Source organism: Bacillus sp. FSL R7-0166 (assembly GCF_038008935.1).
Taxonomy (GTDB): Bacteria; Bacillota; Bacilli; order Bacillales; family Bacillaceae; genus Bacillus; species Bacillus altitudinis.
Genome location: NZ_JBBPAC010000001.1, coordinates 1507232 through 1533979 on the forward strand (window position 1 = coordinate 1507232; position 26748 = coordinate 1533979).

At 42.6% G+C, this 26748-nt stretch carries 26 protein-coding genes; 25 read left to right on the forward strand and 1 reads right to left on the reverse strand.

The annotated features are described in order from the left end of the window. The 10 genes from def (at nucleotide 1) to spoVM (ending at nucleotide 9006) form a co-directional block, all read left to right on the forward strand. Nucleotides 1-483 carry a peptide deformylase gene (gene def / locus NST01_RS07715; protein WP_017359337.1) on the forward strand — a complete coding sequence of 161 codons (483 nt, stop codon included), beginning with the start codon at nucleotides 1-3 and terminating at the stop codon, nucleotides 481-483. A gap of 5 nt (nucleotides 484-488) precedes the next feature. After that, entirely contained in the window at nucleotides 489-1442 is a 954-nt protein-coding gene (gene fmt / locus NST01_RS07720; protein WP_017359336.1) for a methionyl-tRNA formyltransferase, read from the forward strand. After that, nucleotides 1429-2772 carry a 16S rRNA (cytosine(967)-C(5))-methyltransferase RsmB gene (gene rsmB / locus NST01_RS07725; RefSeq protein ID WP_341041740.1) on the forward strand — a complete coding sequence of 448 codons (1344 nt, stop codon included), beginning with the start codon at nucleotides 1429-1431 and terminating at the stop codon, nucleotides 2770-2772. Before fmt ends, rsmB begins: the two co-directional genes overlap by 14 nt. 3 nt (nucleotides 2773-2775) lie before the next feature. Next, nucleotides 2776-3864, forward strand: a complete 1089-nt coding sequence (rlmN, locus tag NST01_RS07730; RefSeq protein ID WP_007499669.1) for a 23S rRNA (adenine(2503)-C(2))-methyltransferase RlmN — start codon at nucleotides 2776-2778, stop codon at nucleotides 3862-3864. 3 nt (nucleotides 3865-3867) lie between these two features. After that, nucleotides 3868-4638, forward strand: coding sequence for a Stp1/IreP family PP2C-type Ser/Thr phosphatase (locus NST01_RS07735; protein ID WP_034647887.1), 771 nt, complete (start codon nucleotides 3868-3870; stop codon nucleotides 4636-4638). Then, nucleotides 4632-6587 (forward strand): Stk1 family PASTA domain-containing Ser/Thr kinase, encoded by a 1956-nt coding sequence (pknB, locus tag NST01_RS07740; protein ID WP_341041741.1) that lies wholly within the window; start codon nucleotides 4632-4634, stop codon nucleotides 6585-6587. Before NST01_RS07735 ends, pknB begins: the two co-directional genes overlap by 7 nt. Before the next feature lie 12 nt (nucleotides 6588-6599). Next, on the forward strand, nucleotides 6600-7496 hold the full coding sequence (gene rsgA / locus NST01_RS07745; RefSeq protein ID WP_041090545.1) for a ribosome small subunit-dependent GTPase A: 897 nt from the start codon (nucleotides 6600-6602) through the stop codon (nucleotides 7494-7496). A gap of 3 nt (nucleotides 7497-7499) precedes the next feature. After that, the gene (gene rpe, locus NST01_RS07750; RefSeq protein ID WP_050827255.1) at nucleotides 7500-8150 is read left to right on the forward strand and encodes a ribulose-phosphate 3-epimerase; all 651 of its coding nucleotides are present in this window, start codon (nucleotides 7500-7502) and stop codon (nucleotides 8148-8150) included. Between the two features lie 59 nt (nucleotides 8151-8209). Then, complete coding sequence (locus NST01_RS07755) at nucleotides 8210-8854, forward strand: thiamine diphosphokinase (protein ID WP_050827256.1); 645 nt, start codon at nucleotides 8210-8212, stop codon at nucleotides 8852-8854. A gap of 71 nt (nucleotides 8855-8925) precedes the next feature. Then, a complete protein-coding gene (spoVM, locus tag NST01_RS07760) occupies nucleotides 8926-9006 on the forward strand; it encodes a stage V sporulation protein SpoVM (RefSeq protein ID WP_008354550.1) in 81 nt (26 codons plus the stop codon). A gap of 69 nt (nucleotides 9007-9075) precedes the next feature. Here the strand turns inward: spoVM and rpmB are convergent, their stop codons facing one another. Then, a complete protein-coding gene (gene rpmB / locus NST01_RS07765; protein ID WP_003212514.1) occupies nucleotides 9076-9264 on the reverse strand; it encodes a 50S ribosomal protein L28 in 189 nt (62 codons plus the stop codon). 271 nt (nucleotides 9265-9535) lie between these two features. Here rpmB and NST01_RS07770 point away from each other — a divergent pair, with 271 nt between their 5' ends. From NST01_RS07770 to ffh, 15 genes are all read left to right on the forward strand, one after another. Continuing rightward, nucleotides 9536-9898, forward strand: coding sequence for an Asp23/Gls24 family envelope stress response protein (locus tag NST01_RS07770; RefSeq protein WP_008344871.1), 363 nt, complete (start codon nucleotides 9536-9538; stop codon nucleotides 9896-9898). A gap of 15 nt (nucleotides 9899-9913) precedes the next feature. After that, the gene (locus NST01_RS07775) at nucleotides 9914-11587 is read left to right on the forward strand and encodes a DAK2 domain-containing protein (protein ID WP_048002836.1); all 1674 of its coding nucleotides are present in this window, start codon (nucleotides 9914-9916) and stop codon (nucleotides 11585-11587) included. 149 nt (nucleotides 11588-11736) lie between these two features. Further along, nucleotides 11737-12399, forward strand: a complete 663-nt coding sequence (sdaAB, locus tag NST01_RS07780) for an L-serine ammonia-lyase, iron-sulfur-dependent subunit beta (RefSeq protein WP_008344864.1) — start codon at nucleotides 11737-11739, stop codon at nucleotides 12397-12399. 20 nt (nucleotides 12400-12419) lie between these two features. Next, nucleotides 12420-13322, forward strand: coding sequence for an L-serine ammonia-lyase, iron-sulfur-dependent, subunit alpha (gene sdaAA, locus NST01_RS07785; RefSeq protein ID WP_024720342.1), 903 nt, complete (start codon nucleotides 12420-12422; stop codon nucleotides 13320-13322). Next, on the forward strand, nucleotides 13300-15348 hold the full coding sequence (gene recG / locus NST01_RS07790) for an ATP-dependent DNA helicase RecG (protein ID WP_341041743.1): 2049 nt from the start codon (nucleotides 13300-13302) through the stop codon (nucleotides 15346-15348). The genes sdaAA and recG overlap by 23 nt, the downstream gene beginning before the upstream one ends. A 112-nt stretch (nucleotides 15349-15460) precedes the next feature. Next, nucleotides 15461-16027 (forward strand): transcription factor FapR, encoded by a 567-nt coding sequence (fapR, locus tag NST01_RS07795; protein WP_008344859.1) that lies wholly within the window; start codon nucleotides 15461-15463, stop codon nucleotides 16025-16027. A gap of 15 nt (nucleotides 16028-16042) precedes the next feature. Beyond that, nucleotides 16043-17041: a phosphate acyltransferase PlsX gene (gene plsX, locus NST01_RS07800; RefSeq protein WP_017359101.1), complete on the forward strand. Its 999-nt coding sequence runs from the start codon at nucleotides 16043-16045 to the stop codon at nucleotides 17039-17041. Nucleotides 17042-17056: 15 nt separating this feature from the next. Beyond that, nucleotides 17057-18001, forward strand: coding sequence for an ACP S-malonyltransferase (gene fabD / locus NST01_RS07805; RefSeq protein ID WP_206114322.1), 945 nt, complete (start codon nucleotides 17057-17059; stop codon nucleotides 17999-18001). Beyond that, nucleotides 18001-18744: a 3-oxoacyl-[acyl-carrier-protein] reductase gene (fabG, locus tag NST01_RS07810; RefSeq protein WP_008344855.1), complete on the forward strand. Its 744-nt coding sequence runs from the start codon at nucleotides 18001-18003 to the stop codon at nucleotides 18742-18744. The genes fabD and fabG overlap by 1 nt, the downstream gene beginning before the upstream one ends. 81 nt (nucleotides 18745-18825) lie before the next feature. Beyond that, nucleotides 18826-19059 carry an acyl carrier protein gene (acpP, locus tag NST01_RS07815; protein ID WP_008344853.1) on the forward strand — a complete coding sequence of 78 codons (234 nt, stop codon included), beginning with the start codon at nucleotides 18826-18828 and terminating at the stop codon, nucleotides 19057-19059. 184 nt (nucleotides 19060-19243) lie between these two features. Then, the gene (gene rnc / locus NST01_RS07820; protein WP_008344850.1) at nucleotides 19244-19987 is read left to right on the forward strand and encodes a ribonuclease III; all 744 of its coding nucleotides are present in this window, start codon (nucleotides 19244-19246) and stop codon (nucleotides 19985-19987) included. A gap of 105 nt (nucleotides 19988-20092) precedes the next feature. Beyond that, on the forward strand, nucleotides 20093-23653 hold the full coding sequence (gene smc, locus NST01_RS07825) for a chromosome segregation protein SMC (protein WP_326114430.1): 3561 nt from the start codon (nucleotides 20093-20095) through the stop codon (nucleotides 23651-23653). Nucleotides 23654-23674: 21 nt separating this feature from the next. Beyond that, a complete protein-coding gene (gene ftsY, locus NST01_RS07830; RefSeq protein WP_007499644.1) occupies nucleotides 23675-24661 on the forward strand; it encodes a signal recognition particle-docking protein FtsY in 987 nt (328 codons plus the stop codon). 342 nt (nucleotides 24662-25003) lie between these two features. Next, complete coding sequence (locus tag NST01_RS07835) at nucleotides 25004-25336, forward strand: putative DNA-binding protein (RefSeq protein ID WP_008344844.1); 333 nt, start codon at nucleotides 25004-25006, stop codon at nucleotides 25334-25336. 13 nt (nucleotides 25337-25349) lie between these two features. Next, the gene (ffh, locus tag NST01_RS07840; RefSeq protein ID WP_008344842.1) at nucleotides 25350-26693 is read left to right on the forward strand and encodes a signal recognition particle protein; all 1344 of its coding nucleotides are present in this window, start codon (nucleotides 25350-25352) and stop codon (nucleotides 26691-26693) included. Nucleotides 26694-26748: the final 55 nt, after the last annotated feature.

The following is a 26748-nucleotide window of genomic DNA, read 5'->3' on the forward strand; positions in this document are numbered from 1 at the left end:
GTGGCAATCAAACCGATAGTCTTACATCCTGCAGACGTGCTTGAACAACAAACAGAGCTTGTTGATACATTCGATAAAAAACTGAAAAAACTGCTGGATGATATGTATGATACAATGCTTGAACTAGATGGAGTCGGCCTAGCCGCACCGCAAATTGGCATCTCAAAAAGAATTGCCGTGGTCGATATCGGAGAAGATTCTGGGAGGATTGACTTGGTAAATCCTGAGATTCTTGAAGTGGAAGGGAGCCAGACAGACATTGAAGGCTGCCTGAGCTTTCCATCTTTGTACGGAACGGTTGAAAGACCAAATTATGTGAAGGTGAAAGCCTTTGATAAGAAAGGCAAACCATTTACAATAGAAGCAGAAGGATTTTTAGCAAGAGCTTTATTGCATGAAATTGATCACTTAGACGGCGTATTATTCACGTCGAAGATCATTCAAACCTATACAGAAAAAGAACTTGCGGAAATGGAAGGGTGAAGAAAATGGCACGTATCGTATTTATGGGAACCCCTGATTTCTCAGTACCTGTGCTGCAAACACTTATAACAGAAGGATACGAAGTGGTAGGGGTCGTCACACAGCCAGATCGCCCGAAAGGCAGAAAACGAGTGCTCACGCCGCCTCCTGTAAAAGTAGAAGCCTTAAAACACGGCATTCCAGTTTTACAGCCTGAAAAGGTACGTCTTGATGAAGAAATTGATAAAGTGCTTGCGTTAAAGCCAGATTTAATCGTAACAGCAGCATTCGGACAAATCTTGCCAAAAAGATTACTTGATGAACCTGAATTTGGCTGTATCAACGTTCATGCCTCACTGCTGCCAGAACTAAGAGGCGGTGCACCGATCCATTATGCGATCCTGCAAGGCAAAAAGAAAACAGGCGTGACGATCATGTATATGGTGGAAAAGCTTGATGCAGGTGACATGATTAGCAAAGTAGAAGTAGAAATTGATGAATTAGACAACGTCGGAACACTGCACGATAAATTAAGTGTGGCTGGTGCGGCCTTATTAAAAGACACCGTTCCAAATGTGTTAAGCAGGTCTATCTCGCCAATTCCGCAAAATGAAGAGGCAGCAACGTATGCACCAAATATTAAGCGTGAGCAGGAAAGGTTAGACTGGACAAAACCAGGAGAAGAGCTTTACAACCAAGTTCGCGGCTTAAATCCATGGCCAGTTGCCTATACTGAATGGAACGGCGCCAACTTAAAAGTATGGGAAGCGAAAAAAGTGCCGCTTCAAGCACCAGAAGAACCTGGGAAAGTGATTGAGCTTCAAAAAGAAGGACCAGTCGTTGGAACAGGAAATCAGCAAGGCCTTTTATTAACGAGTGTACAGCCCGCTGGAAAGAAAAAAATGAGCGGTGAAGACTTCTTAAGAGGCGCAAATATCGAAATTGGACAGAAATTAGGGTTAATCAATGAAGAAAAGTAATGTGAGAGAAGTAGCGCTGGACGCTTTAATCAAACTCGAACAAAATCAAGCCTACAGTAACTTGCTTTTGCAGTCAGTGATGAAAGAGAAAGAACTCTCCGATCAAGACAAACCGCTATTAACAGAACTTGTATACGGTACACTGCAAAACAAGCTAGCACTTGATTATATGCTCACACCCTTTGTGAAAAAACCGCAAAAGGTGGCTCCATGGGTCATGCAGCTTTTGCGTATGTCTCTTTATCAGATGGTTTATCTTGAAAAAATTCCAGATCGTGCAGCCATCCATGAAGCAGTGGAACTAACGAAAAAGCGCGGACATAAAGGCATTTCTTCACTAGTCAACGGCGTTTTGCGTTCCGTGCAAAGAGAAGGCGTGCCAGCATTTGATGCGATTAAAGATCCGGTAAAAAGGCTTTCAATAGAGACAAGCCATCCATTGTGGCTCGTACAAGAATGGGTGGAGGCGTACGGTTTTGAAGCAGCAGAAAGCATGTGCCGTATTCATTTAGTCCCGCCAAAGCAGACATTGCGTGTCAATCGAATGAAAAAAGACCGCCCTGCACTGCAGCAAGAACTCATGGATGCAGGAATGGAAACAGAGCTCGGCGACTTATCTGAGGATGCACTCAAACTCATGAAAGGATCTATCGTATCTACTCCTTTCTTTCAAGAGGGCTTTGTCACGATTCAAGATGAAAGCTCCATGCTTGTCGCAAGAGCGCTGGATCCTCAGCCGGGAGAAATGGTGCTTGATGCCTGTGCCGCTCCTGGTGGTAAATCAACACATATCGCAGAGCGAATGAACGATGAGGGGAAGATTGTGTCTCTTGATTTACATGAGCACAAAGTAAAACTGATCAAACAGGCAGCAAAACGTCTGAACTTAACGCATATTGAGGCAAAAGCGCTTGATGCAAGGAAAGTATCCGACCATTATGATGATGCTTCGTTTGACCGTATTCTCATTGATGCACCATGTTCAGGTTTTGGCGTCATCAGACGAAAACCAGATATGAAATATACAAAGTCCTCGGAAGACTCAGCAAGACTTGCGACAATTCAGCAATCGATCTTGCATGAAACAGCCCAGCTGCTAAAGCCAGGCGGAACCCTTGTATACAGTACATGTACAATGGATCCAACAGAAAATCAACAAGTGATTCATGCGTTTTTACAAGAACACCAAGACTTCGACCCCGATCTATCTCTTAATGAACGGCTGCCTGAGCAGGTTGCTCCGTTTGTTCAAAACGGAAGTGTACAAATTCTTCCTCATTATTTCGGAACAGATGGTTTCTTTATTTGCAGCATGAGAAAGAAGGGATAAAAAATGACAGAACAAAAACAAAAAGTAAGAAAAGAACTGAAAACAGACATGCCGTCGATCTACTCGTTCGAGCTAAATGAAATCAAAGACTGGTTAAAGGAACAAGGCGAGAAGCCTTTCCGTGCAACACAAATTTTTGAGTGGCTTTATGAAAAACGCGTCACGTCCTTTGATGAAATGTCTAACCTTTCAAAGGAATTAAGAGAAAAATTAAAAGATCAATTCGCCATCACGACTTTAAAAACAGTGATAAAACAAACATCTCAAGATGGAACGATCAAGTTCTTATTTGAATTACACGATGGCTATACCATTGAAACCGTGCTGATGCGCCACGAATATGGCAACTCTGTCTGCGTCACAACACAGGTTGGCTGTCGAATTGGTTGTACATTCTGTGCATCTACACTTGGCGGTTTGAAACGTAACCTTGAGGCGGGAGAAATTGTGGCCCAAGTATTGAAAGTACAACAGGCGCTTGATGAAACAGATGAACGCGTCAGCTCAGTTGTCATCATGGGAATTGGCGAACCGTTTGATAACTTTGATGAAATGCTTGCATTCCTTAAAATCATTAACCATGATAACGGCTTAAATATTGGTGCACGTCATATTACCGTTTCGACGAGCGGGATCATTCCAAAGATTTATCAATTTGCGGATGAGCAAATGCAAATCAACTTTGCTGTCTCCCTGCACGCACCAAATACTGACATTCGAAGCCGCCTCATGCCAATCAATAAGGCATACAAGCTGCCAAAATTAATGGAAGCTATTGAATACTATATTCAAAAAACAGGCAGACGCGTGAGCTTTGAATACGGTCTGTTTGGCGGAGTCAATGATCAAGTCCATCACGCAGAAGAACTTGCTGATTTATTAAAAGGAATCAAATGCCATGTAAACCTCATCCCTGTGAACTATGTACCAGAAAGAGATTACGTGAGAACACCAAGAGAACAAATCTTCCTATTTGAAAAAACGCTGAAAGAACGAGGCGTAAACGTAACGATTAGACGAGAGCAAGGCCATGATATTGATGCTGCTTGCGGTCAGCTAAGAGCGAAGGAGCGTCAGGAAGAGACGAGGTGACGAATGTTGATAAGGGCAGCCTTTCAAACCGATACAGGAAAAGTCCGTCAGCATAATGAAGATGATGCAGGTATTTTTGAAGCAAAAGAAGACACACTTCTAGCTGTTGTAGCAGATGGAATGGGAGGTCATCTTGCTGGTGATGTAGCCAGCAAGATGGCAGTTTCTTCTTTAAAAGAATACTGGCAGGAAACATCTTCAATTCCAAATAAACCAGCCGATCAAGAAAATTGGTTAATCTCAAAAATTAGCGACATTAATGACCAAGTATACGAACATGCGAAAAACAATGAGGAATGCCAAGGAATGGGGACGACCATCGTTTGTGCGCTCGTTCATTTGCAAACGGTCACAATTGCCCATATTGGTGACAGCCGCTGCTATTTGCTAAGAGAAGGTGCGCTGACCCAATTAACAGATGATCACTCACTAGTGAATGAGTTAGTGAAAACAGGAGAGATTTCAAAAGCGGATGCAGAATATCATCCAAGAAAAAATGTGCTGACCAAAGCGTTAGGAACGGATAAACACGTTCAAATTGATGCACGAACTTTTGAAGTGGATCCAGGAGATCAAATTTTGCTTTGCTCAGACGGATTATCGAATAAAGTAGAAGAAGAACATTTGATTCAGATTTTATCGCAAACAACCGCACCAGATGAAAAAGTAACAGAGTTAGTTCAAACAGCGAATGACAACGGCGGTGAAGATAACATTACAGCAGTACTGTTAGAAATCTCCTCCCAAACAGAGGAGGGTGACAGCAAGTGTTGATCGGAAAAAGGATCAGCGGCCGTTATCAAATTCTTCGCGCCATAGGCGGAGGCGGAATGGCCAACGTTTATTTGGCGGAGGATATGATTTTAGATCGCGAAGTGGCGATTAAAATTTTACGGTTTGACTTTGCAAGCGATGATGATTTTATTAGACGGTTCCGGAGAGAAGCGCAATCAGCAGCCAGCTTAGATCATCCGAATATTGTCAGTATCTACGATGTAGGAGAAGAAGATGACATTTATTATATTGTCATGGAATATGTCGAAGGGATGACGCTGAAAGAATACATACACGCCAATGGACCGCTTCATCCAAAAGAAGCCGTTCGCATTATGGAGCAAGTCGTTGCGGCGATGGAAGAAGCCCATGCGAAACAGCTCGTCCATCGAGACATTAAGCCTCACAATATATTAATAGACAACTTGGGGAATATCAAAGTCACTGATTTTGGCATCGCCATGGCGCTTAGCTCAGCGACCATTACCCATACGAATTCTGTTCTTGGCTCCGTGCATTATTTGTCCCCAGAGCAAGCGCGCAGTGGTCTTGCAACGAAAAAGTCAGACATTTATTCACTTGGTATTGTTCTTTATGAGCTGATTTCAGGACGCATGCCATTTGAAGGAGAATCCGCTGTCAGTGTCGCACTGAAGCATTTGCAATCAGAGCCGCCATCTGTGAGAAGGTGGAATCCTTCTGTACCACAAAGCGTGGAGAACATCATTTTAAAAGCGATGGCCAAAGATCCATTCTATCGATACGAAGATGCATCTGAAATGCAAAAAGACTTAAAAACGGTTTTTGACCCTGCAAGACTAAAAGAAAAGCGCTTTGTCATTGAAGAAGATCATGAAGCAACAAAAGCCATTCCTATTATAAAAGATCATCAAGTCGATCAAGACAATGAAAAAACAGCCGTCCACCCGGTTCAAAAACCAAAGAAAAAAGAGAAACAAAAGCCGAAGAAAAAACGGAAAAAATGGCCGTGGATTGTAGCGTCGATCTTATTTGTTTTGACGGCTGCGACCATTTTAGCGATCACGGTCTTCCCAGGATTACTCTTTCCAAAAGACGTAGAGGTAACCGATGTTTCTGGCATGACGGTTGAAAAAGCGGAAGACACCTTGAAGAAAGCCGGATTTACCGTCGCTTCTGAACCCATTGATATTGCCGACGAGAAGATTGAAAAAGGGCTGGTTGTCAAAACAGACCCGAAAATTGGAACAAAGGTAAAAGAAGGGACAGAAATTCAGCTTTATCAAAGTACAGGTAAAGAAAAAACCGAATTACCTGATGTAACAGGTGAAAAGGTCGAGAAAGCAAAAGAACTATTAGAGAAAAAAGGGTTTAAACAGGTTGTTGTAGAGGAAGTGAATGATAATGACACAGAATCAGGCATTGTCATGGAACAGAAACCTTCCGCGAATACAGAACTTGTCGCAGCAGATGAAGAAGTCACATTGACCGTCAGTATAGGCCCTGCCGATATTACCTTACGGGATTTAACGACGTATAGTAAACAGGCCGCATCAAATTATTTAGAGGATAATGGACTAAAGCTAGATGAAAAAGAAGCATATTCTGACGATGTGCCAAAAGGTGAGGTCATGAAGCAGGAACCGGGAGCGGGGACAGCTGTTAAACCTGGTGATACGGTTAAAATTACGTTCTCCCTTGGACCAAAAGAGAAACCAGCCAAAACAGTGACTGAAAAGATTGCGATCCCATATGAACCAGAAACAGAAGGACAAGAAATGAATGTTCAAATATCCATTGACGATGCAGAACATAGCATTTCTGATTTATATGAAACCTTTAAAATCACTGCGCCCACTGAGCGAACGATTAAATTTAAGATAGAACCTGGTCAAAAAGGATACTATCAGGTGACTGTGGATGATAAAGTAGTAAGCTCCAAAACGATTGAATACCCTGATGATGAATAAAGGAGGGACTTTATGCCTGAGGGCAAAATTATTAAAGCATTAAGCGGATTTTATTATGTGCTGGATGAGTCTTTAGAAAGTGGCAAAGTAATTCAGTGTAGAGCAAGAGGGATTTTTCGTAAAAACAAAATAACCCCTCTTGTTGGAGATTATGTCGTCTATCAAGCAGATAACGATAAGGAAGGCTATTTGCTGGAAGTAAAAGAGCGGACCAATGAGCTGATTCGGCCGCCTATTAGCAACGTTGATCAAGCGGTGCTCGTTTTCTCAGCAGCAGAGCCGACCTTTAGTACATCGCTGTTAGACAGATTCCTAGTGCTTGTTGAAGAGAGCCAGATTGAACCGATTATCTGCATCACAAAAATGGACTTGCTGAAAACAGAGCAAGAGCGAGAAACGATTCAAGCCTATGCAGAAGACTATCGCCAAATTGGATACGACGTTCATTTAACATCGACAATCGAAGGGGATGGAATTGAAAAGCTGACCCCGTATTTCCATCACAAGATTACTGTTTTTGCAGGTCAATCGGGTGTAGGGAAGTCTTCCCTCTTAAATGCGATGAGTCCTGATTTAGCACTGAAAACAAATGATATTTCCTCCCATCTTGGCAGGGGGAAACATACAACAAGACATGTGGAACTCATTCGAACGGCTGAAGGGCTCATTGCCGATACACCAGGATTTAGCTCGCTTGAATTTACAGGTATCGAAGCGGAAGATTTAGGGCTCTATTTCTTAGAAATCAGAGAGAAGAGTGCAGAATGTAAATTCAGGGGCTGTTTGCACGTAAAAGAGCCTGGATGTGCAGTAAAAGAGGCAGTAGAACACGATCGCATCAGAGAGTATCGCTATCAGCATTATTTAGAGTTTTTAACTGAAATTAAAGACAGAAAGCCGAGGTACTAAATCATGGTTTATATTGCCCCATCCATTTTATCAGCCGATTTTGCCAATCTTGCGAAAGATATCCGTGATGTGGAACAAGGTGGAGCGGATTATATTCATATTGATGTGATGGACGGTCATTTTGTACCGAATATGACATTTGGACCAAATGTAGTGGAGGCGATCAGGCCGCATACAAAGCTGCCGCTCGATGTTCACTTAATGATTGAGCAGCCAGACCAGTATATCCCTGCATTTGCAAAAGCGGGCGCTGATATTATTTCTGTTCATGTCGAGGCGTGTCCACACTTACATCGCACGATTCAGCATATAAAAGAACAAGGTGTCAAAGCAGGGGTTGTTTTAAACCCGCACACACCCGTTTCTCAAATCGCGCATGTATTAGAGGATGTTGACCTCGTCTTATTCATGACGGTGAACCCTGGTTTTGGCGGACAGGCGTTTATTCCTGCTGTTCTCTCAAAGGTAAAAGAAGTAAAGACACTTAGTGAACAAAAAGGCTTAACTGATTTACTCATTGAAATAGATGGCGGTGTCAATGTAGAGACAGCAAAGAGCTGCAAAGAAGCAGGCGCTAATCTACTTGTTGCCGGCTCAGCGGTATATGGGAAAGAAGACCGCACGGCGGCCATTCAGGCCATTCGAGAAGCATAACAAAAAGAACCAAAGTCATTGTGATCTTTGGTTCTTTTTCAATGGAGAGGAGCGTAATCATGCACATACATATCGTGGCCGGCGGTCCTTTTGTGTACATCCCGCCGCTTGATCATGAAGCATCTGAGGAGGACATTCTCTGGATCGGCGTAGACCGGGGAACCCTTTTCTTACTAGAGCATGGCATTGTACCTGACAGAGCATTTGGTGATTTTGATAGTGTGACAGAAGAGGAGCTTCATGAACTGAAAAAGAAATTGCCTGCACTCAATCTATTTCAGGCAGAGAAAGATGAAACGGATTTAGAACTTGCGCTGAACTGGTCTTTGCGTCAGAATCCAGCCCATATTCAAATTTACGGCATCACAGGCGGAAGAGCAGATCATTTTCTTGGGAATATCCATCTCCTTTATAAAGGCATTCAGCACAAACAGAGCATGAACCTTGTAGATAAACAAAATATTATTCAAATGTTTGGACCTGGTACATACGAAATCAAACAAGACCCGGATAAAAAATATGTGTCGTTTTTGCCCTTCGGTACATCGGTTGAAAAGCTGACATTAAAAGGTTTCAAATATCCTCTGAAAAATTGTCATATTGAGCCTGGTTCCACACTATGTATTAGTAACGAACTCATCCACTCAAATGGTACTTTTTCTTTTCATGAAGGCATATTAATAATGGTAAGAAGCAAAGATTGACCAACCTATCAATGTGGATGGCTGATTAAGCTCAATTGTGCTGCAAGCGGTACTTTTAGGAGGGGGACAAAATGAAATTTTATACAATCAAACTGCCTAGATTTCTTGGCGGCATTGTCCGTGCGATGCTTGGTTCATTTAAGAAAGATTAATGAGTAATCTCCTTTATTTCCACATAAAAACGCCTGCTACAGTTAAATGTAGCAGGCGTTTACTCTTGCTTATACACGCTCAACTTTACCAGATTTCAAAGCTCGAGCTGATACATATACTCTTTTAGGCTTACCGTCCACTAGAATACGAACTTTTTGAAGGTTCGCGCCCCATGTACGTTTTGTAGAGTTCATTGCGTGAGAACGGTTGTTCCCAGCTTTTGTTTTTCTGCCTGTAATAACGCATTTACGTGCCATTTGTTTCCCTCCTAACTGCGAAAACATCATCATATTCTTCATATACGTACTTAGAGATGCCTCAAGATACTTTAATAATTTACCACAGCTTCAAGGGGTTTGCAAGGATTGTTTGCTCCTCTTTCAAGAAAAATACCTTGACATCTTGATAAAAAATCAAGGCTATAGTATAAGTAGGATTGGGTCGGATTGAATGATTTCTTTTAAAAAGAAGGGTCTTATAGTAAAATAGTGATAACTCAGGGCAATTTCTCAAAAAGGGGGAACCAATGTGTCCATTGAACTTAGAACGAAATACGGACAAATTGATATATCAAATGAAGTCATTGCAATGGTGGCAGGAGGCGCTGCGATCGATTGCTATGGTATTGTTGGCATGGCGTCCAAAAATCAAATAAAGGACGGCTTGACGGATATTCTCCGCAAAGAGAACTTCAGCCGGGGTGTTCTTGTGCGTCAAAAAGAAGATCGCATTCATATTGATATGTACATCATCGTCAGCTACGGTACAAAAATATCAGAAGTCGCACATAATGTTCAAACGAAAGTCAAATATACGATTCATCACACGATTGGACTTTCAGTTGACTCAGTCAACATTTATGTACAAGGAGTAAAAGTTACGAACCCGTAGTAAGGAGGAAATATATTGTCTATTAGAAATCTGGGTGGCCGCTCATTTGCAAAAATGATTCTTGCAGGTGCTCACCATCTTTCTCAAAACGCACAAATTGTTGATGCGTTAAATGTTTTTCCAGTGCCAGACGGAGACACGGGGACAAATATGAATTTGTCAATGACTTCAGGGGCAAAAGCAGTTGAAGAAACAAATACCGATCACATTGGTAAGGTCGGGGTGGCTCTGTCGAAAGGGCTGTTAATGGGGGCAAGAGGAAACTCAGGTGTGATCCTGTCTCAGCTCTTCAGAGGTTTCAGCAAAAATATAGAACAAAAAGAAACAATTGACGCAAAAGAATTTGCGCTTGCCTTGCAGGCCGGTGTTGATACAGCATATAAAGCCGTCATGAAACCGATTGAAGGAACCATCTTAACGGTTGCAAAAGACGCAGCAAAGAAAGCGGTTGCTGTTTCAACAACAGAAGACCAAATCGATCGTGTGCTTGAATTAACGATTGAGGAAGCAAGAGCATCACTTGACCGCACGCCAGATCTCCTTCCTGTTTTAAAAGAAGTCGGCGTTGTAGATAGCGGCGGTAAAGGGCTTCTTTGTGTATATGAAGGTTTCCTTGCTTCATTAAGAGGAGAAGAGCTTCCTCCTAAAACGGCCTCTTTGCCAACATTAAAAGAATTAGTGAGTGCAGAGCATCATAAAAGTGCACAAAGCCATATGAACACAGAAGATATTGAATTTGGCTATTGTACAGAATTTATGGTGAAATTCGAAGAAGACAAACAGTCCTTTGACGAAAATGCCTTCAGAGAAGAATTAAGCGAATTCGGAGATTCACTTCTTGTGGTATCTGATGATACGCTTGCAAAAGTTCATATTCATGCAGAGCAGCCAGGAGATGTCTTATCATATGCACAGCGCTATGGCAGCTTAATTAATATGAAAATTGAAAACATGAGAGAGCAGCATAGCTCGATCGTCAATGAAGAAAAAGATCACTCGCCTGCTGCACCAAAAGCAACAGCTGCTGAAAAACAGCGTTTTGGAGTAGTGAGTGTCGCAATGGGAGAAGGGATTGCTGACTTGTTTAAAAGTATCGGAGCATCCGTCGTCATTGAAGGCGGACAGACAATGAATCCGAGCACAGAAGACATTGTCAAAGCAATTGATAGCATTCATGCCGAAACCGTCTTTATCTTACCTAATAATTCTAATATTGTCATGGCAGCTAAACAGGCGGCAACTGTCTCAAGTCGTGAGGTCGTTGTTATTCCGACAAAGACCGTTCCTCAAGGAATGTCGGCACTTCTTTCTCTCAATGAAGCAGCTTCAAATGAAGACAATGAAGCAGCGATGTTAGAAGCGATTGATCATGTGAAAAGCGGCCAAATTACCTTTGCAGTGAGAGATACCCAAATTGATGGGATCGACATTGCCAAAGGCGACTATATGGGCCTATACAATGGAAAAATCACCTTAACAGCTAAAAATCAATTAGATGCAGCAAAAGAGCTTTTGACCCAAATGGTGACAGAAGATGATGAGATTGTCACAATCATCAAAGGGGAAGATGCATCATCTGATGAGATGGAAGCTTTAGAAGCATATATTGAAGACACATTTGAAGATGTAGAAGTTGAAGTCCACGATGGAAAACAGCCGCTTTATTCATATATTTTGGCTGTTGAATAAAGAAAGAAGGGCACATGAAGCCCTTCTTCTTCTTTTGCATTTTTTTACTATGTGTTCATCGATGAAATGAGTTGCGGGAATCGAATGAATCCATTAGTCTAAAGGGAGTAACAAACCAATCTGTGATTGGTGATGAGAGGGGAAGACCTATGAAATTTAGAAGTGTGTTTGATATTATTGGACCCGTCATGATTGGTCCATCAAGTTCGCACACGGCGGGTGCGGCTCGTATTGGAAGAGTGGCTCGCAGCTTGTTCGGAAGGGAACCGAAACGAATTGTTGTGTCGTTTTATGGCTCTTTTAAAGATACGTATAAAGGACACGGGACAGATGTAGCCATTATCGGCGGTGTTCTTGACTTTGATACATTTGATGAACGAATTAAAACAGCGATTGATATTGCAAAAAGCAAAGAAATCGACATTGAGTTTAAAGAAGAAGATGCGGTACCAGCGCATCCAAATACAGCAAAAGTAGAAATTTCAGATGCGAATGGAAGCCTTGAATTAATCGGGATTTCCATTGGCGGAGGTAAAATTGAAATCACAGAATTAAATGGCTTTGAACTGAGACTCTCAGGGAATCATCCGGCCATTCTTGTGGTTCATAACGACCGCTACGGGACGATTGCAGCAGTTGCCAATGTGTTAGCGAAATTCGCCATCAACATTGGTCATATGGAAGTGGCACGTAAAGAGGTCGGGCAAGAAGCTCTCATGACGATTGAAGTGGATCAGAATATTGATCCAGCGGTTTTAACAGAGCTTGAGACGCTGCCAAACATTATTCAAGTCACACAAATTGCAGAGTAACAACAAGGAGGTTATGTATGATGTTTAAAAACGTCAAAGAACTCGTGCAGCTAACAGAAGAACGGAATACCTCCATTTCAGAAATTATGATTACTCAAGAAATGGAAGTGACAGGGAAGTCACGTGAAGACATTTTCTCGCAGATGTACCGCAACCTAGAAGTGATGGAACAGGCCGTTGAAAACGGATTGAAAGGTGTGAAATCATTATCTGGTTTAACAGGCGGGGATGCGGTGAAACTTCAAGCATATATCGCATCAGGCAAAACATTGTCTGGTCATACCATTTTAGATGCCGTGAGTAAGGCAGTGGCAACAAATGAAGTGAATGCAGCAATGGGAACGATCTGTGCAACGCCTACAGCTGGCTCAGCAGGTGTTGTGCCAGGAACGCTCTTTGCGGTGAAAGAAACATTAAAGCCAACAAAGGAACAGATGGTCAGATTCCTATTTACATCTGGTGCATTTGGTTTTGTTGTCGCCAATAACGCAAGTATCTCTGGTGCAGCAGGCGGCTGTCAGGCAGAAGTAGGATCTGCATCAGGTATGGCAGCAGCAGCCATTGTAGAAATGGCAGGCGGTACGCCGCAGCAATCCGCTGAAGCCATGGCCATCACCCTAAAAAATATGCTGGGTCTTGTTTGCGATCCAGTCGCAGGACTTGTGGAAGTGCCATGTGTGAAACGAAACGCAATGGGCGCTTCTAATGCGATGATTGCAGCAGATATGGCACTTGCCGGCATTACAAGCCGCATCCCTTGTGATGAAGTCATTGATGCGATGTACAAAATTGGTCAAACGATGCCAACAGCTCTTCGTGAGACTGCACAAGGCGGACTTGCTGCAACACCGACAGCAAGGGAGCTTGAAAAGAAGATTTTCGGAGGTGTGACCTCATCTCGTGATACAGAAATTGCAAGATAAGATCTCTGCCCTCAAAGGGATTGGAGAAGAAACAGAAAAAACACTAAATGAACTTGGAATCTACACAGTAGCCGATTTACTCGGCTACTTTCCTTATCGATATGACGACTATGAGCTTCGCAACTTAGAGGAAGTCAGGCATGACGAACGTGTCACAGTTGAAGGAAAAGTGCACAGTGAGCCCGTTCTCACCTATTATGGAAAAAAACGAAGCAGGCTGACATTCAGGCTGCTTGTCGGTCGTTTTTTGATTACAGCTATATGCTTCAATCGCCCTTATTTAAAACGAAGTCTTGTTTTAGGCGATACGGTATCAGTTACAGGGAAGTGGGATAAAAACCGGCAATCCATTATGGTGCAGGAATTTAAAAAAGGAACACACGAACAAGATGGCAGTATAGAACCTGTTTATTCAGTCAAAGAAAATGTAACCGTGAAGATGATGAGACGATTTGTAAAACAAGCGTTGTCACTCTATGTAGACCATGCTGAAGATCCACTGCCAAAGCAGCTTGTAGCTGCTTATAAACTCATGTCTTATCAAGAAGCACTAAAAACCATTCATCTCCCTGAAACGAGAGACTCGCTCAAGCATGCAAGACGACGCTTCGTGTACGAGGAATTTCTCATCTTTCAGCTGAAGATGCAGGCGATCAGAAAAAAAGAACGAGAAAAAACATCAGGCATCCAGCATCCGTTCGCAAAAGAGGCGGTCTTTGAGTTTGTTCATAGCCTGCCGTTCCCGCTGACAAAAGCACAATCAAGAGTGCTGGATGAAATTATGTCAGATATGGCATCCCCGTATCGAATGAACCGGCTTCTTCAAGGGGATGTTGGATCGGGGAAAACAGCTGTAGCGGCAATTGCCCTTTATGCCGCTCATTTATCCGGCTTTCAAGGTGCGCTGATGGTGCCAACTGAAATCTTGGCTGAACAGCATGCCGATTCACTGTATCAGCTATTTGAAAAATGGGGGCTAAATATTGCTCTTTTGACGAGTTCAGTGAAAGGAAAGCGCCGCAGAGAACTGCTTGAACGTCTGAAAGAGGGAGATATTGATATTTTAGTCGGCACGCATGCTCTTATCCAGGACGAAGTGGAATTTCAGCAGCTTGGTCTTGTTATTACAGATGAACAGCACAGGTTCGGCGTGGAACAGCGGAAAAAACTGCGAAGCAAAGGGCAGGACCCAGATGTTTTGTTTATGACCGCAACGCCGATTCCAAGAACGCTTGCCATCACAGTATTTGGAGAAATGGACGTCTCTGTCATTGATGAGCTACCAGCCGGCCGAAAGCAGATTGAAACGTATTGGGTGAAGCATGACATGCTTGAGCGGATTCTTGCTTTTGTTGATAAAGAGCTCAGAAAAGGCAGACAAGCGTATATTATTTGTCCACTTATAGAAGAATCAGACAAACTGGATGTCCAAAATGCGATTGATGTTCACAGCATGCTGACAGAGGCGTATCGCGGAAAATGGTCGATCGGCTTAATGCACGGGAAACTTGCAAGTGATGAAAAAGATCAAGTGATGAGAGATTTCACTTCCAATGAAGTGCAAATCCTTGTGTCAACGACAGTTGTTGAAGTTGGCGTCAACGTGCCGAATGCGACCATTATGGTCATTTATGATGCGGACCGCTTTGGACTGTCACAGCTTCATCAGTTAAGAGGCCGGGTCGGACGCGGAGAGCATCAATCTTTTTGTATTTTAATGGCGGACCCTAAATCAGAGACCGGTAAAGAGCGCATGCGGATCATGTCTGAAACAACAGATGGCTTTGAACTGTCTGAAAAGGACTTAGAACTAAGAGGCCCTGGCGACTTCTTTGGCAAGAAACAAAGCGGAATGCCTGAATTTAAAGTGGCAGATATGGTTCATGACTATAGAGCGCTTGAAACCGCTAGAAAAGATGCGGCAGAGCTCGTGCAGTCTGAAGCCTTTTGGACAGACCCTGAATACAAAGAACTTAGGAAAACACTCGTAGACAGCGGTGTGCTAGGCGGAGATAAATTGAGCTGATCAAGTGCTGGAGGAATTTTCTTGTCTTTTTGAAACAAGGATTGATTTATCATCTATGAGATTATATACTACTATTAGTACCTAGTCATAAATGTACGGATGGTGTCTGCATATGAAACTAAATAAAAAAGAACGACAAAGGCTTCTCCAGCAAACGATCAGCTCGACTCCGTTCATTACTGATGAAGAATTGGCAAGTAAGTTCGGTGTAAGCATTCAAACAGTTCGTCTTGACCGTTTGGAGCTGTCAATCCCTGAATTACGCGAACGAATTAAGCACGTGGCCGAAAAGACATTAGAGGATGAAGTGAAGTCTCTTCCGCTGGATGAAGTCATTGGAGAAATGATTGATGTAGAGCTTGATGATCAAGCGATTTCCATTTTTGAAGTAAGAAAAGAGCATGTATTCAGCCGTAACCAAATTGCCAGGGGACATCATCTTTTTGCCCAGGCAAATTCGCTGGCAGTAGCCGTCATCGACGATGAACTGGCTTTGACAGCAAAAGCAAATATTAAGTTTACAAGGCAGGTCAAACAAGGCGAAAGAGTCGTCTCAAAAGCCAAAGTTGCCTCACATGATAAAGAAAAAGGCAGAACCGTAGTTGAAGTAAACAGCTATGTAGGTGAGGAAGTTGTCTTCTCAGGCGATTTCGTCATGTATCGCTCAAAACAAAAGTAAAAGGTGGCACATAACATGAGAATTGCAGTCGATGCAATGGGGGGAGATCATGCCCCTAAAGCCATTATTGACGGTGTGCAAAAAAGCTTAGAAGCATTTTCAGATATCGAGATTACACTAGTCGGCGATGAAAGCAAGATCAAATCATACATAACAAATCATGAACGCATCACGATCTTAGATGCAAAAGAAGTCATTGAACCAACGGATGAACCAGTGCGTGCAGTGAGACGTAAAAAGGATTCTTCTATGGTGAAAATGGCGCAGGAAGTTTCAGAAGGAAGAGCAGATGCCTGTATTTCAGCTGGAAATACTGGGGCACTCATGACAGCAGGCCTGTTTATCGTAGGCAGAATTGATGGCATTGACAGACCAGCACTTGCTCCGACGTTGCCAACACTTGATGGCAGCGGGTTCTTATTATTGGATGTCGGCGCAAACGTTGATGCAAAGCCAGAGCATCTTGTGCAATATGCCATGATGGGATCTATTTACGCAGAGCATGTCTTCCCGAAGAGCAATCCACGCGTTGGACTTTTAAATGTCGGGACAGAAGATAAAAAAGGCAACGATTTAACGAAAAAAACCTTTGAATTATTAAAAGCATCAGATTTGAATTTCGTAGGAAATGTAGAATCGCGTGATTTATTAGAGGGTGTAGCTGATGTCGTTGTCACAGATGGTTTCACGGGGAATATCGCCCTTAAAACGATCGAAGGCACAGCCCTTTCTGTTTTTAAAATGCTGAAAGAAACCTTAACATCCAGTTTCACAGCTAAAATAGCAGCAGGTATGATGAAGCCAAAATTAATGCAGATGAAATCTAAAATGGATTACTCCGAATATGGTGGTGCCGCATTATTTGGTTTAAAAGCACCGGTTATTAAAGCGCATGGTTCCTCTGATGAAAATGCGATTTTTCATGCCATTCGTCAGGCGCGCGACATCGTTAAAAAAGACGTTTCAGCTATCATTCATCAAGAAGTTCAAAAAGAAGACACGAATGAGTCGTAATGGAGGTAGAGCAGCATGAGTAAAATTGCTTTTTTATTCCCAGGCCAAGGCTCTCAAAAAATTGGCATGGGAAAAGATTTATTTGACCAAGAAGCAGCATCTAAAGCTGTGTTTGAAGAAGCAGATCAGACCCTTGGTTTTGATTTATCTTCAATGATTTTTGAAGGAAATGCAGAAGAACTGACGCTGACATATAATGCACAGCCAGCTCTTTTAACGACAAGCATCGCGATCTTAAAGAAATTTGAAGAGAGCGGAATCAAAGCAGATTATGCAGCAGGGCACAGCCTGGGTGAATATACGGCCCTTGTTGCAGCGGGAGCTCTTTCGTTTAAAGATGCCGTTTTCGCAGTGAGAAAGCGCGGCGAATTAATGAATGAAGCCGTTCCAGCAGGAGAAGGCGCAATGGCGGCGATTCTTGGCTTAGACCAAGCGGCGCTTGTAGAAGTGACAAAAGAAGTGACAGAAAGCGGTCATCTTGTAGAACTTGCGAACTTAAACTGTCCGGGCCAAATCGTCATCTCTGGTACAGCAAAAGGTGTGGAACTTGCATCAGAGAAAGCGAAAGAAAAGGGCGCAAAACGTGCAATTCCACTTGAAGTGAGTGGACCTTTCCATTCTGCATTAATGAAACCAGCAGCTGAAAAATTCACAGATGTATTATCTAAATTAGACATTTCTGATGCCGCGACGCCAGTCATTTCAAACGTAACAGCAGACATCGTGACATCACGTAATGAAATTGAAACGAAGCTGATTGAACAATTGTATTCTCCTGTTCGATTTGAAGAAAGTGTAGAACGCCTGATTGACTTAGGTGTGACAACATTTATTGAAATTGGTCCTGGTAAAGTGCTCTCAGGTCTTGTGAAAAAAGTCAATCGCCGCCTGACGACCATTTCCGTATCAGATCAAGCAACAATTGAAGCAGCCATTCAAACACTCAAGGGGGATTCTTGATGCTTACAAATAAAACAGCCGTTGTCACAGGTGCATCTCGCGGTATTGGTCGTTCGATTGCGATCGATTTGGCGAAAAAAGGTGCCAATGTTGTGGTGAACTATTCAGGCAACGAAGCAAAAGCAAATGAAGTCGTAGATGAGATCAAAGCACTTGGCCAGCAGGCTTTTGCTGTCAAAGCGGATGTGTCAAATGCAGAAGAAGTACAGGCATTAATGAAACAAGCCGTTGATACATTTGGTTCAATCGACATTCTTGTGAATAATGCTGGAATTACAAAGGACAACCTGCTCATGAGAATGAAAGAAAATGAATGGGATGATGTCATTAACATAAACTTAAAAGGTGTCTTCAACTGTACAAAAGCTGTGACACGTCAAATGATGAAACAGCGCAGCGGAAGAATCATCAATGTAGCATCTGTTGTCGGCGTTTGCGGAAACCCTGGACAAGCAAACTACGTTGCAGCAAAAGCTGGTGTGATCGGTTTAACGAAAACAACAGCGAAAGAGCTGGCCAGCCGTCATATTACAGTCAATGCCGTAGCACCAGGCTTTATTTCTACTGATATGACTGACAAGCTTGATGAGAATGTTCAAACAGAAATGCTTAAGCAAATCCCGCTCGCACGCTTTGGTGCGCCTGAAGATATAAGCAACGTTGTTGTCTTTTTAGCTTCAGAAGGAGCAGGTTATATTACAGGCCAAACCATCCAAGTGGATGGCGGAATGGTTATGTCCTAAGAAATATCAAAATTTCGTTACGTTTTCTCTAGTTTTTTAAAAACGAATCAACTATAATACTTTGAGGGGAGGTGAAAGGCAATGGCAGACGTATTAGAGCGTGTATCAAAAATTATTGTAGACCGCCTTGGCGTTGATGAGGCTGACGTGAAAATGGAGGCTTCATTTAAAGAAGATTTAGGCGCTGATTCCCTTGATGTAGTTGAGCTAGTTATGGAACTTGAAGATGAGTTCGATATGGAAATTTCTGACGAAGATGCTGAAAAAATTGCAACAGTCGGTGACGCTGTGAACTACATAAATAACCAGCAATAAGCGTAACAAAGTCCCGTCTATTTTCATGGCGGGACTTTGAAAATTTATGTTAGTTTCAACATATTCAGCTGATCAATTGTCAGCCTTTTTCAGATGCTAAGGAGCACGGTTTCCTTGCATGTAGAAAGAGAGACTCCATATAATCAGTATCCTTAAAGGCGATGACGCCTACCTGGAGGTTGCTATGCCAAAACAATATAAAGACAAACAGAAACAGAGCAAAAAACTAGAGCAATTCAGAGAATTTCAGCAGCGCATTTCTGTACACTTTAAAAATGAAAAACTACTCTATCAAGCCTTTACACATTCCTCTTATGTGAATGAGCATCGTAAAAAACCTTATGAGGATAATGAAAGACTTGAATTTTTAGGGGACGCTGTTTTAGAATTGACGATCTCACAGTTCTTATTTGCAAAGTACCCAGCCATGAGCGAGGGAGATTTAACAAAACTGAGAGCGGCGATCGTATGTGAGCCATCACTTGTGTCATTAGCGCATGAGCTGTCCTTCGGAGACCTTGTTCTTTTAGGAAAAGGGGAAGAAATGACAGGCGGCAGAAAACGCCCAGCACTCTTAGCAGACGTATTTGAGGCGTTTATCGGAGCGCTTTATTTAGATCAAGGACTTGAGCCTGTTGAACGATTCCTAGAAGCCTATGTATACCCGAAAATTAATGACGGGGCATTCTCACATGTCATGGACTTTAAAAGCCAGCTTCAAGAATTTGTTCAGCGAGATGGAAAAGGTGTACTTGAATACCGAATCCTGCATGAAAAAGGCCCAGCACATAACCGGGAATTTGAAGCCAATGTATCCCTTAGAGGTGAAGTGCTCGGAATTGGAAATGGCCGTTCAAAAAAAGAAGCGGAACAGCATGCTGCACAGGAAGCACTTGCTAAATTACAGAAACATCATATGAACCAATAAAATCCCCCTCGTGATTCAGGGGGATTTCACTCTGTTTTCCATCATCTTTTTTCAGTTCATATGGTAAGATAATAGTACTTTAAATACATAAGGAGGATCACTCTCATGTTCCTCAAACGTTTAGACGTGATAGGATTCAAATCTTTCGCACAGCGGGTGACTGTAGACTTTGTCAAAGGGGTTACAGCTGTTGTTGGACCAAACGGAAGCGGCAAAAGTAATATTACTGATGCGATCCGCTGGGTACTTGGAGAGCAATCAGCAAAAAGCCTCCGCGGAGGAAAAATGGAAGACATCATTTTTGCAGGAAGTGACTCAAGAAAACGAGTCAACTTAGCAGAAGTGACATTAACGCTCGATAACGAAGATCACTTTTTGCCGATCGATTTTCACGAAGTCAGTGTGACAAGAAGAGTCTATCGTTCTGGAGAAAGTGAATTTCTCATTAACAATCAATCTGTCCGCTTAAAGGATATTATTGATCTTTTCATGGATTCAGGTCTTGGAAAAGAAGCTTTTTCGATCATCAGCCAAGGTAAGGTAGAAGAGATTCTATCGAGTAAAGCTGAAGAAAGACGTAGCATCTTTGAAGAAGCAGCGGGTGTCCTGAAATATAAAACAAGAAAGAAAAAAGCCGAGAATAAACTGTTTGAAACGCAGGACAACTTAAACCGGGTAGAAGATATTCTGCATGAACTAGAAGATCAAGTAGAACCACTAAGAATGCAGGCATCTATTGCAAAAGACTATCTGCAAAAGAAAGAAGAACTTGAAAATGTAGAAATTGCTCTCACCGTCCATGATATTGAAGCACTACACAAAAAATGGACAACACTTGGTGAAGCTGTCGAGCGGTTCAAACAAGATGAAATGAAGCAGTCCACAGATATTCAAGCGAAGGAAGCCAAAATCGAAGAATCGAGAGACCGTATTCAGGCGCTTGACGATTCGATTCATGACCTCCAAGAAGTCCTCCTTTTCACAAGTGAAGAACTAGAAAAGCTTGAAGGGAAAAAAGAAGTTCTAAAAGAACGGAAAAAAAATGCGGCCGCTAACCAAGGGCAGCTAGAAGACACGCTCGTGCGTTTAACCGAAAAACAGGCGTTGTTAACGGAAAAGATTGAACAGCAGAAAGTCACACGTGACAGCCTGCAAACAGAAGTGCAGCAGCTAAAAGATGAAGTGAAAACAAAACAGCATCAGCTGTCTCTTCATAGTGAAGATGTGGAAGGGCAAATTGAACAGCTGAAAAGCGATTATTTTGACCTATTAAACGAGCAAGCTTCTATCCGAAACGAACGTAAATTACTAGAAGAGCAGCAGCGCCAAGCAGCCTTGCAGCTAGAGCGGTTAACGCAAAATAATCAGAAACATATCGAAGAACGGGTGTCTGTGAAGGAAAAGAAAACAGAAGCCGAGCAGCAACTTTCAGAACGAGAAGAAGACATTTTGGCTCAGGTGAAACGCTTTAGAGAAGCGGAACAAAAGCTAGAGCAGATGAAGCGTCAATACGAGAAAAAAGAAACGGCTCTTTACCAAGCCTATCAATATGTACAGCAGGCAAAATCTAAAAAAGAAATGCTTGAATCGATGCAGGAAGACTTCTCAGGTTTTTTCCAAGGAGTAAAAGAGGTTTTAAAGGCAAAGGACCGGTTAGGCGGTATTCACGGGGCGATTGCAGAGCTGATTCAAACAGAGCAGCAACATGAAACAGCGATTGAAATTGCACTTGGCGCAGCCACGCAGCATGTCGTTACTGAAAATGAAGCGGCTGCCAGACAGGCCATTGGATATTTAAAGCAGCATTCCTTTGGGCGTGCGACCTTCCTGCCGATGAACGTCATCAAAGAACGAACCATTCAGTTCAGAGATATTCAAACAGCTGAGCAGCATGACGCATTTATCGGCGTAGCGAGTCAGCTCGTTTCCTTTGACGAAAAGTATGAAAAAGTCATTCGGAATTTGCTTGGAACAGTCCTAATCGTGAAAGACTTAAAAGGTGCCAATGAGCTAGCGAAAATGCTTGGACATCGTTATCGTATCGTGACCCTTGATGGGGACGTGGTGAACCCAGGCGGTTCAATGACTGGGGGAGGCGTAAAGAAAAAGAACAATTCCCTCCTCTCCAGAAACCGAGAGATTGAAACGTTAACAAAGCAACTCGTTGAAATGGAAGAAAAAACAACGATCCTTGAAAAAGAAACAAAAGAAACGAAGCAATCGATTGCCGAAAGCGAAGTCCAATTAAATGAACTGCGTCAGCGCGGCGAAATGCTTCGAGAAAAGCAGCAAGAGTTAAAAGGGACATTATATGAACTGCAAGTAGCTGAAAAAAATATTAACGCTCATCTAGAGCTCTATGATCAAGAAAAAGAAGAGTTGCAGCAGCGCTCTAGCGAACTTGCGATCAAGGACAAAGAGCAGGCAGCCCTTGAAACATCTATAGGTGAGAAACTGACCTCTCTTGACGAAGAGATCAACACGTTAACAAAACGGAAGCAGACCCAAAGCTCAACGAAAGAAACCATTTCTTCCGAATTAACAGAGCTGAAAATCTCGCTTGCCAAAAAAGAGCAGTCTTTAGCAAATGAACAAGAAAAACTATCGAGCTTAACGGCTGAATTAGAAGAGGCTGAAAAGACGCTGACGGAAACAAAAGAAGATTTGTCCCTCTTAACAAGTGAAATGTCATCCAGCTCAAGCGGCGCCGAACAACTGGAAGAAGCGGCAAAAGAGAAACTGGAACATAAAAACAAAACGACAGCGCTTATCTCAGAGCGACGCAAACAGCGCCTGGCTCTTTCTGAAACATTAGAATTCGCAGAACGTGAACTGAAAGAGCAAAAACGCCTGTATAAACAGCTCACGACAAGCTTAAAAGATGAAGAAATCAAGCTTGGCCGCATGGAAGTTGAACTTGATAACCTCATCGCTTATTTAAACGAAGAGTATGCCCTTTCGTTTGAAGGAGCAAAAGAAATGTATCATCTGACGCTATCGCCGGATGAAGCAAGAAAACGCGTGAAATTGATCAAACTAGCCATTGAAGAGCTTGGAACAGTGAACTTAGGCAGTATTGACGAGTATGAACGTGTGAATGAACGTTTTCTCTTCTTAACTGAACAGCGCAATGATCTGACAGAAGCGAAAAATACGTTATTCCAAGTCATTGAAGAAATGGATCAGGAGATGACGAAACGTTTCTCTGAGACATTCTCTCAAATCCGCAGGCATTTTGAATCTGTTTTCCAAGCATTATTTGGCGGAGGAAGAGCAGACCTTAAGCTCACAGATCCAAACGATTTACTAAACTCAGGCGTCGATATTGTGGCGCAGCCGCCGGGGAAAAAGCTGCAAAATCTAAGCCTGCTTTCAGGCGGAGAAAGAGCATTAACAGCCATTGCTTTATTATTCTCGATCTTAAAAGTGAGACCAGTTCCATTCTGTGTGCTAGATGAGGTAGAAGCAGCGCTTGATGAAGCGAATGTGTTCCGCTTTGCCCAGTATTTAAAGAAATACAGTCAAGAAACACAGTTCATTGTGATTACACACCGAAAAGGAACCATGGAAGAAGCAGATGTTCTGTACGGTGTCACGATGCAGGAGTCAGGTGTCTCAAAACTGGTATCTGTCAAACTAGAGGAAACGAAAGAGCTTGTCCAGTAATTAAAGGAGGTTTTTGAACCCATGAGCTTTTTTAAGAAATTAAAAGAAAAATTTACGCAGCAAACCGATTCAGTATCAGAAAAGTTTAAAGATGGACTTGAAAAAACGAGAAATTCGTTTCAGGGAAAAGTAAATGAACTCATTTCTCGCTATCGTAAAGTGGATGAAGACTTTTTTGAAGAACTAGAAGAAGTGTTAATCGGTGCGGATGTCGGTTTCACGACTGTGATGGAACTGATTGATGAGCTGAAAAAAGAAGTGAAATTAAGAAACATTCAAGACCCAAGTGAAGTACAAGCAGTCATCTCTGAAAAACTCGTGGAGATTTACAATAGTGGTGAGGAACAAATCTCTGAACTGAACATTGAAGACGGCCGTTTAAATATCATTTTATTTGTAGGCGTGAACGGTGTCGGTAAAACCACAACCATTGGTAAGCTGGCAAACAAGCTAAAAAATGAAGGGAAATCCGTCATTTTAGCAGCAGGTGATACGTTCCGTGCGGGGGCGATTGAGCAGCTTGAAGTATGGGGCGAGCGCTCTGGTGTTCCTGTCGTTAAACAAACAGCAGGCTCTGACCCGGCAGCGGTCATCTATGATGCCGTTCAATCAGCTAAAGCCAAAAAAGCAGATGTCCTGATCTGTGATACAGCAGGCAGACTGCAAAACAAAGTCAACTTGATGAAAGAGCTAGAGAAGGTCAAGAGAGTCATTGAACGCGAAGTGCCCGATGCACCGCACGAAGTACTGCTTGCCCTTGATGCGACAACGGGTCAAAATGCGATGGCGCAAGCGAAGGAATTTTCTAAAGCAACAAACGTGACAGGTATCGCTTTAACAAAGCTTGACGGTACTGCAAAAGGCGGGATTGTTCTTGCCATTCGCAATGAGCTCAACATCCCTGTAAAACTTGTCGGACTAGGTGAAAAAGTAGACGATCTGCAAGAGTTCGATGCTGAATCGTATGTGTACGGATTATTCTCAGACATCATTGATCAAGAAGACTAATCAAGATGCCGACAAAACTGCCGGCATTCAGCGTGTAGACAAACCCTCGCATTCTTTGTCAGTCCTGCGTGCTGGTGCTCACGAATGTGACATTCGCTCCGCGCCAGTACTCGTCCTTCCTAGACTTCAAAGGTTTTCTATCACGCTGAAAAGAAGACAAAGTGCTAAAATCAAGTTCATTTTAGCCCTTTGTCAACAATCTGGGGATGCCGGCAAAATTGCCGGCATTTTTATTTATATATCGCCGCAGGAAGTGACAAGATAAAAACTTGACACATAGATCAGAACCGTGTAAACTTAGTTGTTGTAAAGGGAATGAACTTAACAAAGGGGAGAGAGCCCATGACGCTTGAAAAGACAACGAGAATGAACTACTTGTTTGATTTCTATCAATCGTTGTTGACCGCAAAACAAAAGAGCTACATGTCGCTTTACTACCTAGACGATTTTTCCCTCGGTGAAATTGCGGATGAATATGAAGTATCAAGACAGGCTGTTTATGATAATATTAAACGGACTGAAGCGATGCTTGAACAATATGAAGAAAAGCTGCTCTTGTTTAAGAAATTTAAAGAGCGTAAAGAACTTCTCACAAAAATGAGAGAGCTTGTAGCAGATTCCGCGCAAAAGGAAGAAGCAGAAGCTTTAATTGAATCGCTTGAGAAATTAGATTAGGAGGCGGCACAGTATGGCATTTGAAGGATTAGCCGACCGACTGCAGCAGACGATTTCAAAAATCCGCGGCAAAGGAAAAGTGTCAGAGCAAGATGTAAAAGAAATGATGCGCGAGGTACGCCTTGCCCTTCTTGAAGCTGACGTCAATTTTAAAGTAGTCAAAGACTTTGTGAAAAAAGTAAGCGAGCGGGCAGTTGGACAAGAGGTCATGCAAAGTCTTACCCCAGGACAACAGGTCATTAAAGTTGTAAAAGAAGAACTCACTGAATTAATGGGCGGGGAAGAGAGTAAAATCGCTGTAGCGAAAAAATCTCCAACTGTCATTATGATGGTTGGTCTTCAAGGGGCAGGTAAAACGACCACAACTGGAAAGCTTGCCAACTTACTTCGCAAAAAACATAATCGCAAGCCGATGATGGTGGCCGCTGATATTTACAGACCAGCAGCGATCCAGCAGCTTCAAACGCTTGGGAAACAGCTTGATATGCCCGTATTCTCATTAGGTGATCAAGTTAGTCCTGTCGAAATTGCCAAACAGGCAATTGAAAAAGCGAAAGAAGAACATCATGATTATGTCATTTTAGATACAGCAGGACGTCTTCATATTGATGAAGACTTAATGGATGAACTTCAGAAAGTAAAAGAAGTCGCAAATCCAGAAGAGATTTTCCTCGTTGTTGACTCGATGACTGGTCAAGATGCTGTCAATGTCGCAAAAAGCTTTAATGAACAGCTTGGTTTAACAGGTGTCGTTCTGACAAAACTAGACGGTGATACGCGAGGCGGGGCAGCACTTTCAATTCGTGCAGTCACAAATACGCCGATTAAATTCGCCGCACTAGGTGAAAAGCTTGATGCAATTGAACCATTCCATCCAGAGCGTATGGCATCGAGAATTCTTGGCATGGGAGATGTGCTCACGCTTATTGAAAAAGCACAAGCAAACGTTGACCAAGATAAAGCGAAAGAGCTTGAACAAAAAATGCGGACAATGAGCTTCACGCTCGATGATTTCCTCGAGCAGCTTGGGCAGGTTCGCAACATGGGTCCACTTGATGAACTGATCCAAATGATGCCGGGAGCCGGTAAAATGAAAGGGCTCAAAAACGTCCAAGTAGACGAAAAGCAGCTCAATCACATCGAAGCGATCATTAAATCAATGACGACCGAAGAAAAAGAACAGCCAGAGGTCATCAATGCAAGCCGCAGAAAACGGATTGCAAAAGGAAGCGGAACATCTGTACAGGAAGTCAATCGCCTTTTAAAACAATTTGACGAAATGAAAAAGATGATGAAGCAAATGACCAATATGTCCAAAGGAAAGAAAAAAGGCGGCTTTAAATTACCATTTATGTAATTGGTTATACATGATAAAACCGTTGTTAAGAAAAAACACTTTACAAACCCTTTTA

Bases quoted from the DNA above. Each gene is read 5' to 3' on its own strand.
- fabG (WP_008344855.1), top strand. From the start codon at position 18,001: ATGCTTACAAATAAAACAGCCGTTGTCACAGGTGCATCTCGCGGTATT.
- rnc (WP_008344850.1), top strand. From the start codon at position 19,244: ATGCCAAAACAATATAAAGACAAACAGAAACAGAGCAAAAAACTAGAG.
- NST01_RS07755 (WP_050827256.1), top strand. From the start codon at position 8,210: ATGCACATACATATCGTGGCCGGCGGTCCTTTTGTGTACATCCCGCCG.
- plsX (WP_017359101.1), top strand. From the start codon at position 16,043: ATGAGAATTGCAGTCGATGCAATGGGGGGAGATCATGCCCCTAAAGCC.
- rpe (WP_050827255.1), top strand. From the start codon at position 7,500: ATGGTTTATATTGCCCCATCCATTTTATCAGCCGATTTTGCCAATCTT.
- fmt (WP_017359336.1), top strand. From the start codon at position 489: ATGGCACGTATCGTATTTATGGGAACCCCTGATTTCTCAGTACCTGTG.
- rsgA (WP_041090545.1), top strand. From the start codon at position 6,600: ATGCCTGAGGGCAAAATTATTAAAGCATTAAGCGGATTTTATTATGTG.
- ftsY (WP_007499644.1), top strand. From the start codon at position 23,675: ATGAGCTTTTTTAAGAAATTAAAAGAAAAATTTACGCAGCAAACCGAT.
- rlmN (WP_007499669.1), top strand. From the start codon at position 2,776: ATGACAGAACAAAAACAAAAAGTAAGAAAAGAACTGAAAACAGACATG.
- ffh (WP_008344842.1), top strand. From the start codon at position 25,350: ATGGCATTTGAAGGATTAGCCGACCGACTGCAGCAGACGATTTCAAAA.
- smc (WP_326114430.1), top strand. From the start codon at position 20,093: ATGTTCCTCAAACGTTTAGACGTGATAGGATTCAAATCTTTCGCACAG.
- fabD (WP_206114322.1), top strand. From the start codon at position 17,057: ATGAGTAAAATTGCTTTTTTATTCCCAGGCCAAGGCTCTCAAAAAATT.
- spoVM (WP_008354550.1), top strand. From the start codon at position 8,926: ATGAAATTTTATACAATCAAACTGCCTAGATTTCTTGGCGGCATTGTC.
- NST01_RS07835 (WP_008344844.1), top strand. From the start codon at position 25,004: ATGACGCTTGAAAAGACAACGAGAATGAACTACTTGTTTGATTTCTAT.
- acpP (WP_008344853.1), top strand. From the start codon at position 18,826: ATGGCAGACGTATTAGAGCGTGTATCAAAAATTATTGTAGACCGCCTT.
- sdaAB (WP_008344864.1), top strand. From the start codon at position 11,737: ATGAAATTTAGAAGTGTGTTTGATATTATTGGACCCGTCATGATTGGT.
- sdaAA (WP_024720342.1), top strand. From the start codon at position 12,420: ATGTTTAAAAACGTCAAAGAACTCGTGCAGCTAACAGAAGAACGGAAT.
- rsmB (WP_341041740.1), top strand. From the start codon at position 1,429: ATGAAGAAAAGTAATGTGAGAGAAGTAGCGCTGGACGCTTTAATCAAA.
- NST01_RS07735 (WP_034647887.1), top strand. From the start codon at position 3,868: ATGTTGATAAGGGCAGCCTTTCAAACCGATACAGGAAAAGTCCGTCAG.
- rpmB (WP_003212514.1), bottom strand. From the start codon at position 9,264: ATGGCACGTAAATGCGTTATTACAGGCAGAAAAACAAAAGCTGGGAAC.
- fapR (WP_008344859.1), top strand. From the start codon at position 15,461: ATGAAACTAAATAAAAAAGAACGACAAAGGCTTCTCCAGCAAACGATC.